8 protein-coding genes and 2 tRNA genes are annotated in these 9,476 nt (G+C 71.1%); 7 read left to right on the top strand and 3 right to left on the bottom strand.

Features of this window, described 5'->3' with window-relative positions; translation table 11 throughout:
• Nucleotides 1-104: 104 nt before the first annotated feature.
• On the bottom strand, nucleotides 105-518 hold the full coding sequence (locus ACWGO0_RS37020; RefSeq protein WP_003959770.1) for an SsgA family sporulation/cell division regulator: 414 nt from the start codon (nucleotides 516-518) through the stop codon (nucleotides 105-107).
• 190 nt (nucleotides 519-708) lie between these two features.
• On the opposite strand from ACWGO0_RS37020, the gene ACWGO0_RS37015 reads away from it, so the two are divergent.
• Both ACWGO0_RS37015 and ACWGO0_RS37010 read left to right on the top strand, forming a co-directional pair.
• On the top strand, nucleotides 709-1,161 hold the full coding sequence (locus ACWGO0_RS37015) for a TIGR02611 family protein (RefSeq protein ID WP_453544842.1): 453 nt from the start codon (nucleotides 709-711) through the stop codon (nucleotides 1,159-1,161).
• A gap of 54 nt (nucleotides 1,162-1,215) precedes the next feature.
• Nucleotides 1,216-1,287: transfer RNA gene (locus tag ACWGO0_RS37010), tRNA-Val, on the top strand.
• Nucleotides 1,288-1,342: 55 nt separating this feature from the next.
• On the opposite strand, the gene ACWGO0_RS37005 is transcribed toward ACWGO0_RS37010, so the two are convergent.
• A complete protein-coding gene (locus ACWGO0_RS37005; protein WP_453544841.1) occupies nucleotides 1,343-3,823 on the bottom strand; it encodes an SCO7613 C-terminal domain-containing membrane protein in 2,481 nt (826 codons plus the stop codon).
• 113 nt (nucleotides 3,824-3,936) lie between these two features.
• On the opposite strand from ACWGO0_RS37005, the gene ACWGO0_RS37000 reads away from it, so the two are divergent.
• On the top strand, nucleotides 3,937-4,383 hold the full coding sequence (locus ACWGO0_RS37000) for an SRPBCC family protein (protein ID WP_453544840.1): 447 nt from the start codon (nucleotides 3,937-3,939) through the stop codon (nucleotides 4,381-4,383).
• Nucleotides 4,384-4,422: 39 nt separating this feature from the next.
• Nucleotides 4,423-4,494: transfer RNA gene (locus ACWGO0_RS36995), tRNA-Val, on the top strand.
• Between the two features lie 79 nt (nucleotides 4,495-4,573).
• Here ACWGO0_RS36995 and ACWGO0_RS36990 read toward each other — a convergent pair.
• The gene (locus tag ACWGO0_RS36990; RefSeq protein ID WP_453544839.1) at nucleotides 4,574-5,299 is read right to left on the bottom strand and encodes an exonuclease domain-containing protein; all 726 of its coding nucleotides are present in this window, start codon (nucleotides 5,297-5,299) and stop codon (nucleotides 4,574-4,576) included.
• A 196-nt stretch (nucleotides 5,300-5,495) separates the two neighbouring features.
• Between ACWGO0_RS36990 and ACWGO0_RS36985 the strand changes: the two genes are divergently transcribed.
• The 3 genes from ACWGO0_RS36985 to thrS all read left to right on the top strand — a co-directional run bounded on the left by ACWGO0_RS36985 (nucleotide 5,496) and on the right by thrS (nucleotide 9,438).
• Nucleotides 5,496-6,092 (top strand): DUF4365 domain-containing protein, encoded by a 597-nt coding sequence (locus tag ACWGO0_RS36985; RefSeq protein WP_453544838.1) that lies wholly within the window; start codon nucleotides 5,496-5,498, stop codon nucleotides 6,090-6,092.
• Nucleotides 6,092-7,363, top strand: coding sequence for a hypothetical protein (locus ACWGO0_RS36980; protein ID WP_453544837.1), 1,272 nt, complete (start codon nucleotides 6,092-6,094; stop codon nucleotides 7,361-7,363). Before ACWGO0_RS36985 ends, ACWGO0_RS36980 begins: the two co-directional genes overlap by 1 nt.
• A gap of 98 nt (nucleotides 7,364-7,461) precedes the next feature.
• Complete coding sequence (gene thrS / locus ACWGO0_RS36975; RefSeq protein ID WP_453544836.1) at nucleotides 7,462-9,438, top strand: threonine--tRNA ligase; 1,977 nt, start codon at nucleotides 7,462-7,464, stop codon at nucleotides 9,436-9,438.
• The last annotated feature ends 38 nt before the right edge of the window (nucleotides 9,439-9,476 follow it).

Here is a 9,476-nt window from a genome sequence, read left to right as displayed (position 1 = left end):
CCGCGGTGGATTCCGCGGTGACGGCGCCGGTGTGTGCCCTATGAGGTTGTCCGCGCGACGCCGTCGCCCCGAGTCGGACGGCGTCCCGCAGCTCTCGGCCTGGCTCAGCTCTCGGCCAGGATGTGTGAGAGCTCCGTATCGAGGTCGAAGTGGCGATGCTCGGTGCCTGGCGGAACCGCGGCGTCGGTCCTCTTCAGGAACGACTCCAGGGCCCTTGCCGGGGCCTCGAGCAGGGCTTCGCCCTCTGGGGAGCTCAGCGCGATACAGACGACGCCCTGGCCGTGACTACGTGATGGCCAGACGCGGACGTCTCCGGTGCCGGTGGGCCTGTGCAGCCCCTCGGCAAGGAGGTCGCGGGCGAATACCCATTCGACCGTCTCCTCCGCTCCGGTGTGGAAGGTGGCGTGCACGGCATAGGGATCGGCCGTGTCATACCGCAGGCCCGCGGGTACAGGCAGTGAGGACTCGCTCGACACAACGAGGCGCAGGTGCAGCTCGCAGCTGACCGTGGTGTTCATAAGCGCCAGGGCCTTTCGCTCAGTGTGCGCTCGGGGATTCGCACGTCGGCGAAATCGACATGCCACCTACGGTGGCGTTGTAAACCCCTCTGACCCATTTGTGGCTCTTCGGGTCCCTCGTACGGCGGTGTGTAACTTTGAGTTGTGCGCCCATTCCGGTGACGAAATCCGTTCAGGTAGGTTGGTGACCATGAACGCGGAGAGTGACGAGCGGAGCGGAGGCGCCGCACCGGGCCCGGATCCTGTTGCGGGGGGTGCGGTGAAGGCCGAGCGGGAGCTGGGATCGCGCGCGCCGGCCTTCATCAAGGCATCGAGGCCGCTGCACATGAGCTGGCAGGTCGGCGTCTTCGTCGTCGGCCTCGCCGTCGTGGTGGCGGGGGTCGTCATGCTGCCGCTGCCGGGTCCCGGGTGGCTCGTGATCTTCGGTGGCATGGCGATCTGGGCGACCGAGTTCGTCTGGGCGCAGCTGGTTCTGCGCTGGACCAGGCGCAAGGTCACCGAGGCCGCGCAGAAGGCGCTCGACCCCAAGGTGCGGCGGCGCAACATCATCCTCACCACGGTCGGGCTCGTGATCATCGCGGTGCTGGTCGCGATATACGTCTGGAAGTTCGGAATCACGATGCCGTGGAAGATCACGGAGTGACCTGGGGATGGTCTCGGAGCGCCGCTGACATGGGGTAATGTTTGCGGTGCGTCCGGGCGATTAGCTCAGTGGGAGAGCGCTTCGTTCACACCGAAGAGGTCACTGGTTCGAACCCAGTATCGCCCACCCGGACAGAGGGCCCGTGAGACCGAACAGGTCTCACGGGCCCTCTGCGTTCCCGTCACCGCATCCGGCCCAGGGCCTCCTTGAGCCGCCGCGCATCCCGCAGCCGCTGCTCGTACGTGGCTCCCACCACCAGCAGCAGCACCCCGGCCAGCGCCGGCGGCAGCCACCTGGGCAGGGCTCCGGCCACCTGCACCACGTAGGGCGCCAGCTCGTGGAGCGCGTCCAGCGCCAGCACCGTACCGCCGAGCAGAAGCAGCGCCTGGAGCCGGAACCGGGCACCCGCCAGCGTGATCACCAGCGCCGCCACTCCCAGCAGCAACGGCCGCACCCAGTCCGGGTCGACCCACGCCGCCAGGAGACTCGGCACCAGCGTCACCGAGAGACCCGCGCCGTACGCCGTCCACGAGGAGGCCGCCGGATCACGGCGCCGCCGCAGCACACCCACCACCAGTGCGGGCACCGTCACCGGCAGGGTGTACGCCTCCGGGGCCGACACCCCGGACGCGGCCAGCCGCACCCAGGTTGCCGCCACGAACAGGCCCACCGACAGATACCCGGCGATCGGCCTGCGCTCCGGGCGCAGCGCCGTGCCCGCGGCCAACACCCCGCACAAGGCCAGCACCAGGGCCAGGAACGGCGCGTCGGTGACCGCCATCGCCACCGCGACCGCACCACCGAACGCCCCCGAGAGCTCGACCGCCGAGCCCACCGGGCCACCCCGCAGCCGGGCCCCCAGCAGCACGGTCACCGCGGGAACGACCAGCACGACCGGCGCGCCCTCGTAGGCGGCAAGCCCCAGCGACGCACCGGCCGCACAGGCCAGGACGATCCCGCACATCACCGCGACACACGCGAACACCGCCCGCAGCGCCGTCACGCCCGACCGGACCGCCGCACCCGTGAACAGCACCAGCAGCGCCCCGAACACCGCGTACGTGGCCGCCTCCGCCGCCAGCGACAGCACCCCCGCACCAGCCGCCCCGACCAGCGCACACGCTGTCGCGGCCACCGTCGCGCCGGACAGCGAAGCCGGCGGCGCCCCAGAAGGGCCACGGACCGCCACCAGCAACAGCGCGGCCACCAGAACCACCTGCACCACCAGCGCGACCACGTACCCGAGATCCAGCGAGGCCGGCAGCACGAGCAGCGCACCCCAGCCGAGAGACAGTCCAGCGGCAGCCGCTCCGCCGCGCCACCCGGTGCCCGCCCCGGCCGGTGTCCCGGACCCGCCCGCGGGCCCGCTCCACCACCGGTGCGCCGCACCCAGCACACCCGCGGCCACCGCGAGCACCACAGGGGCAGCCGCCATGCCCGACCACGGCACCGAAATCCCCAACGCCGCCCGGATACCGTCCGGAGCGCCCGACCACACGTCGGTCAGCAGCGACAGCGGCCCCAGCAGCACCGCGCCCACCGGAGGCAGCGCCCAGAGCACCGCGCCCGCGATCGTCGCCCCTGCGGCGGTCAGCACCCCCAGGCCCGCATGACGCGGGAGCGGAGCACGCAGCGCGGCCAGGAGCAGCACCCCGCACACGAGATACGCCACGACCGACCAGTCCTGCGGCACCACGGTCCGCAGCACACCACCCACCGCGGCCACCGCGGCCAGCCCCGACACGGTGCCCGCGATCGACGCGTACTCCCACCGGGCCCGCCACGCCGCGTACAGCGCCACCGCGGCACCGGCGAGCAACAGGCACCCCGGCGCCACCGCCGGCAGCGGACCGTCCGACGACACGGACTCCACCAGACCCACCAGCAGCGCGACCAGCCCCGTGACCGCCGCACCGACGCCCGCCGTGACCCGCACCGCGAGCCTCTTGCCCCACAACGCGACCGCGGCGTCCGCAGCCGCTGTCACCAGCAGCACCCAGCCGAAGACGAGCGCCGGCGCCCCGGCCGCCCAGGCCCACAGCACCAGCGGCAGCTGACCGGCCACCACGGCCGCGGGCAACGGCAGCCGCAGCCCGCCCAGCGCCAGCCCGTACACCGTCCAGCCGGTGGCCAGCACCGCCGAGGCAACCGCCGCGAACACCAGGCCGTCCGTGTCCGGCGCCGCAACGGCATGCAGCGCGTACGCGTCGAGGACCGTCAGCACCAGGGCCAGCCAGGCCAGCGCCTCGGCCGTCGATGACAGCTTGCGGCGCAGCAGGACGGCGGGTGCGACGAGCGCACCGACCGTGACAGCCGCCAGCACGGCCGAGCGGCCACCGATGCCCATCGCGCCCCAACTGACCAGGGTGAACGCGATCGCGGCGATGATCAGCAACAGACCGCCGAGCGACAGCAGCACGTTCTGCGCGCTGCGCGGCGGGGCCGCCGAGCCCGGACCGCGGGGACGCAGCGGAGCCGCATAGGGCCCGGACGCGTGCGGCGCCGGGCGTGCGGGGAAGGGCGGGAGCGGCGCGGCCTGCTGCTGCAGCACACTCAGCAGCCAGGTACGCCGGTTGAGCAGCTGGACCCTTCGGGCGTCCAGCTGCACCAGTTCGCGGTCGAGGAGCGCCAATTCCTCGGCGGGTGGCGGCACATGTTCCATGTACGGGAGTGTGGCCGCCGCCACACCCTCGTACATGCGCTCGGATACTCAGTTCCGCGAGGTTCTCCGGCGTTCCCGGACTGAGTAGGTACCGGCGCGCGCAGACTGGAGGCATGGACTGGAGTCACTACCGTTTCACGAGCGTCTGGGACGTGCCCGCCCCGCCCGACAGCGTGTACGCCGCCCTGGAGCGTGCCGAGGACTATCCGCAGTGGTGGCCCCAGGTCCGGTCCGTCACCGCCATCGACGGGACGAGCGGAACCGCGCGCTTCCGCTCGTTCCTGCCGTACGAGCTGGTCGTCACCGCCCGCCAGATCCGACGCGACCCAGGCGCCCGGATCCTCGAAGTGACCATGACCGGCGATCTGGAGGGCTGGGCCCGCTGGACCGTCGCTCCGCGCGCCGCCGGCAGCAGGGCCACGTACCAGCAGGAGGTCGTCGTCAGGCGGGCCCTGATGCGGCGCCTCGCCGTGCCGGGACGTCTCGTCTTCCGGGCGAATCACGCCCTGATGATGCGCTCCGGACGCCGCGGACTCACGGCCCGGCTGCAAGGAGTTTGAACCCGGACCGCAGAGCCCTGTATGGTTCATCCCGTTCCCGGGCGATTAGCTCAGCGGGAGAGCGCTTCGTTCACACCGAAGAGGTCACTGGTTCGAAACCAGTATCGCCCACCGGGAAGAGCCGGTCCGTCAGCACCATCGACGGACCGGCTTCCGCGTTCCCGAAGCAGGGAAGCCCTGAACCCCGGTCTCAGGCCGCGGCGCGCAGCTCCGGACGCAGCGGCCACGCCGGGTCCACCGCCTCCGGTGTCCCGCTCTTCGCGAACCACGCCTGCAGACCACGCGCCTGAGCCGCGTGCCACACGGCCTGGAGCGTGTGCAGCTCGGCCGGAGTCAGACGCTCCAGCCGCGCGGAGAACCGCCGGCCCACCGCCCGCACCAGCTCCATCGAGGCCGTGGCGTCGGCCGCCGCGTCGTGCGCCCCGTCCAGCACCACCCCGTACACCTCGCACAGATCCGTCAGCGTGCGACGGCCCTTGCGATACCGGTCCAGATGTTTGTCCAGCACTCGCGGATCCAGTACGCACAGCGGCGAGTTCTGGAGATAGCGCCCCAGTGACGACGCCCTGTGCCGCCTTAGCTCGCGGTCCAGCAGCGTCAGATCGAAGGGCGCGTTCATCACGACCAGCGGGCGTCCCGTCGCGCACTGCTCCGCGAGCGCCCGGGCTATCTCCTCCACCACCGGCGCGGGCCAACGGCCGTTGCGCTGGAGGTGATCGTCGGTCAGACCGTGGATCTCGGTAGCCCCCACGGGCACCGGTATCCCTGGATTGACCAGCCAGCGGGTGACCCGCGTGCGCCCGCCGGCGGTGTCCTGGACGACGAGAGCGGCCGAAACGATCCGGTCCTCCTCGACGTCCACGCCTGTCGTCTCGGTGTCAAAAGCGGCCATCGGCCCTTCGAACCAGTGCATCATCCCCGAACTCCTCGCACCTGCCCGGCAGATGGAGTGATTCCCCTGCCCGAAACGGTGATACCCGGGGTGTTTGCCTGATACGCCGTTTACGGCCCCTCTCCTGCGGTGACAACACAGGTGACGGGAACGGAAGTTGACCTGCCCGTCTGCAGAGGCCGGACAACCGGTCGGCACAGCCCGGAAGGCACACGGAGCCATGGCGCTCGCGCAGCCGAACCCAGGGGGCCCCTCCCGCGCCGAGAACCACGGGGGAGTACTGCCGGCGCAGCGCGTCACACCGCTGCGCGGCACCCTCGCCACCACCGCCTGCATGGAGACCCTCCAGGTGGGCTATTTGCACGCCGTGGCGGCGGCGGCGGGATGCTCCCTGTCGCAGCCGTTTCCCGACAACGGCATCGACTGGCATGTCAGCCACGGTGCCCCCGACCACACCGTCGACGACGAGGTGACCATCAAGGTGCAGCTCAAATGCACCTACCAGATCCCCTCGCACCCACCCGGCCCGGCGTTCTCCTTCACGCTCGACAACGCCCACCTCGTGAAGCTCGCCCGTACCCCCGTGTCGGTGCACAAGATCCTGGTCGTGATGCTCGTGCCCCGCAGCCAGGAGGACTGGCTCCGCGCCGGACACGAACAGCTCGACCTGCGGCACTGCTGCTACTGGACCAACCTGGCGGGCCACGCGGTGACGGGCCGGCACAGGACAACCGTGCGCATCCCGACCTCCCGGATCTTCGACGACCGGGCGCTCTGCGAGATCATGGCCCGGGTCGGGGCGGGAGGGAGACCCTGATGCACCGGTCGATGGACGAACGCTTCGGCGGACCGACGCCCCCGGACACACGACAACACCCCGGCGACCACCCGGGCGACCGGGCGGACGCGCTGCGGACCGCCGGGGACGTCCCCGATCCCGCACTCGTCGACCCGGCCGTCCTCGGTGCGCTCCTGTGCCGGCACGGCTGGCAGCGGCGGGGCGGAGCCGCGGGACGCTACAGCCGCTGGACCCCGCCAGGACCCCTGGGCGGCGCAGCCAGCCTGCTGGTGCCCGACACCGCCGCCTTCCCGGACAGTGAGGACCTCATAGGAGAGGCCCTCACCGCGCTCGCGCGGAGCGCCGTACCCTCCGCGAGGGACGTCCTGGTCTCCCTCGCGGTGCCCAGCGACGAGATCCGGTGGTGGCGCGACGTACCCGAATCGGCCGCCGGAGCCGCCGGAGCGGCGGGCTGGACCGAGGACGGACAGCTGCGCTCGGCGGCCCGGCAGATCCTGCTCGCCAGCGCCCTGGCGGTCCGCGGCCCGGCCGGCTACCACGGCACCCGCCACCGCAGAAAGGCCCAGGCGGCACTGGACGGCACCCTGGTGGGGCCCGCGCCCGGCGGGCGCAGGCTCACCGCCTTCGTGCCCGTCGCCTCGGGGCGGGCCATGGCCGTACAGCTCTACCAGGCACTGCACGCCACCCGTGAGGCCGTCGACTACCAGCGGGCCACGGGCGGCATGGAAGCCTTCGACACGGCGGTCGGCGCGGGCGTCAGCCGGGAACTGACCGAGGCGGTCATCGCCCTGGTCCGGGGCTCGGAGGGAGCCGGTGTCGCCCTGGAGTGGGCGCCCGCCGCCGGGACGCCGGAGGGCTGCCCCGCCCGCCCCGAGCCGGTCGAGTTCTCACCCGGGGATCTGCCCGCGCTGCGCCGGGCCGGCGCCCGCTACCTCCGGGACGAACCCGCCGTCCCGGTGCGGATCACCGGCGCCGTCGTCCGGATGCGCCGCTCCGGGCCGCGCGGCGCCGGGATCGTCCGGCTGAGCGTCCTCGCGGGCGCCGAGGTCGCCCACGTACGACTTGAGCTCGACGAGGAGGCGTACCGCATCGCGGGCCACGCCCACCTGGTCGGACTGCCGATCCAGGTGGAGGGGCGGCTGGAGAGCCGGGGCGGCTTCCGGCGTCTGAGCGGCGCCTCGCAGGTGGCGCCCGTCCAGGTCGACGAGACGGAGCGGGACCGGCTGATGAAGTCCCTCCAGGAGAACCTGGACTTCTTCGAGGAGGCGTGCACGGGGGAAGAGGCGTAGCCGGGCGGTATCCCTTTCGCTAAGGGGGGTGCCGGCTCGGTACGATCGTCTTGCGCGCGCGATACGAAGCGCCGCACCCCCTCAGTCAGGAGAGACCGGTGTCAGACGTCCGTGTGATCATCCAACGCGATTCCGAGCGGGAAGAGCGCGTGGTGACGACGGGGACTACGGCGGCCGAGCTCTTCCCCGGTCAGCGCACCGTTGTCGCCGCACGCGTGGAGGGCGAGCTGAAGGACCTCGCGTACGAGCTCAGGGACGGCGAGACCGTCGAGCCCGTCGAGATCTCGTCCGAGGACGGCCTGAACATCCTGCGGCACTCCACGGCGCACGTCATGGCGCAGGCGGTCCAGGAGCTGCACCCCGACGCCAAGCTCGGCATCGGCCCGCCGGTCAAGGACGGCTTCTACTACGACTTCGACGTCGAGAAGCCGTTCACCCCCGAGGACCTCAAGGCCATCGAGAAGAAGATGCAGGAGATCCAGAAGCGGGGGCAGAAGTTCTCCCGCCGGGTCGTCAGCGACGAGGCCGCCCGCGAGGAGCTCGCCGGCGAGCCGTACAAGCTGGAACTCATCGGCATCAAGGGCTCGGCGTCCTCGGACGACGGCGCGGACGTCGAGGTGGGCGGCGGCGAGCTGACCATCTACGACAACCTGGACCCGAAGACCGGCGAGCTCTGCTGGAAGGACCTCTGCCGGGGCCCGCACCTGCCGACCACCCGGTTCATCCCGGCGTTCAAGCTGATGCGGAACGCCGCGGCGTACTGGCGCGGCAGCGAGAAGAACCCGATGCTCCAGCGCATCTACGGCACCGCGTGGCCCACCAAGGACGAGCTCAAGGCGCACCTGGAGTTCCTGGAGGAGGCCGCCAAGCGCGACCACCGCAAGCTCGGCAACGAGCTGGACCTCTTCTCCTTCCCCGACGAGATCGGCCCCGGCCTCGCGGTCTTCCACCCCAAGGGCGGCGTCATCCGCCGGGCCATGGAGGACTACTCGCGGCGCCGCCACGAGGAGGAGGGCTACGAGTTCGTCTACAGCCCCCACGCCACCAAGGGCAAGCTCTTCGAGAAGTCCGGCCACCTGGACTGGTACGCCGACGGCATGTACCCGCCCATGCAGCTCGACGACGGGGTGGACTACTACCTCAAGCCGATGAACTGCCCGATGCACAACCTGATCTTCGACGCGCGTGGCCGCTCGTACCGCGAACTGCCTCTGCGCCTCTTCGAGTTCGGCACGGTGTACCGGTACGAGAAGTCGGGTGTCGTCCACGGTCTGACCCGCTCGCGCGGCTTCACGCAGGACGACGCGCACATCTACTGCACCAAGGAGCAGATGGCGGAGGAGCTCGACAGGACGCTGACCTTCGTCCTGAACCTGCTCCGTGACTACGGTCTGACCGACTTCTACCTGGAGCTCTCCACCAAGGACCCGGAGAAGTACGTCGGCTCCGACGACACCTGGGAAGAGGCCACCGAGACGCTGCGCCAGGTCGCCGAGAAGCAGGGCCTGCCCCTCGTTCCCGACCCGGGCGGCGCCGCGTTCTACGGCCCGAAGATCTCCGTGCAGTGCAAGGACGCCATCGGCCGCACCTGGCAGATGTCGACCGTGCAGCTCGACTTCAACCTGCCGGAGCGCTTCGACCTGGAGTACACGGGACCCGACGGCACCAAGCAGCGCCCGGTCATGATCCACCGTGCCCTGTTCGGTTCCATCGAGCGCTTCTTCGCGGTGCTCCTGGAGCACTACGCGGGTGCGTTCCCGGTGTGGCTGGCTCCCGTCCAGGCGATCGGCATCCCGATCGGCGACGCGCACATCCCGTACCTCCAGGAGTTCGCCGCCAAGGCGCGCAAGCAGGGACTGCGGGTCGATGTCGACGCGTCCTCGGACCGGATGCAGAAGAAGATCAGGAACCACCAGAAGGCCAAGGTTCCGTTCATGATCATCGCGGGCGACGAGGACATGGCCAACGGCGCCGTCTCCTTCCGCTACCGCGACGGTTCGCAGGAGAACGGCATCCCGGTCGAGGACGCCATCGCCAAGATCGCGAAGGCCGTCGAGGACCGCGTCCAGGTCTGATCCGTACGCCGTGAGGGGCCCCCGGAGCGCTACACGCG

This window comes from Streptomyces sp. NPDC055749, from assembly GCF_053617235.1.
Note: the sequence above shows the minus strand (reverse complement) of the source record. Positions and strands in the feature narration are given on the sequence as shown.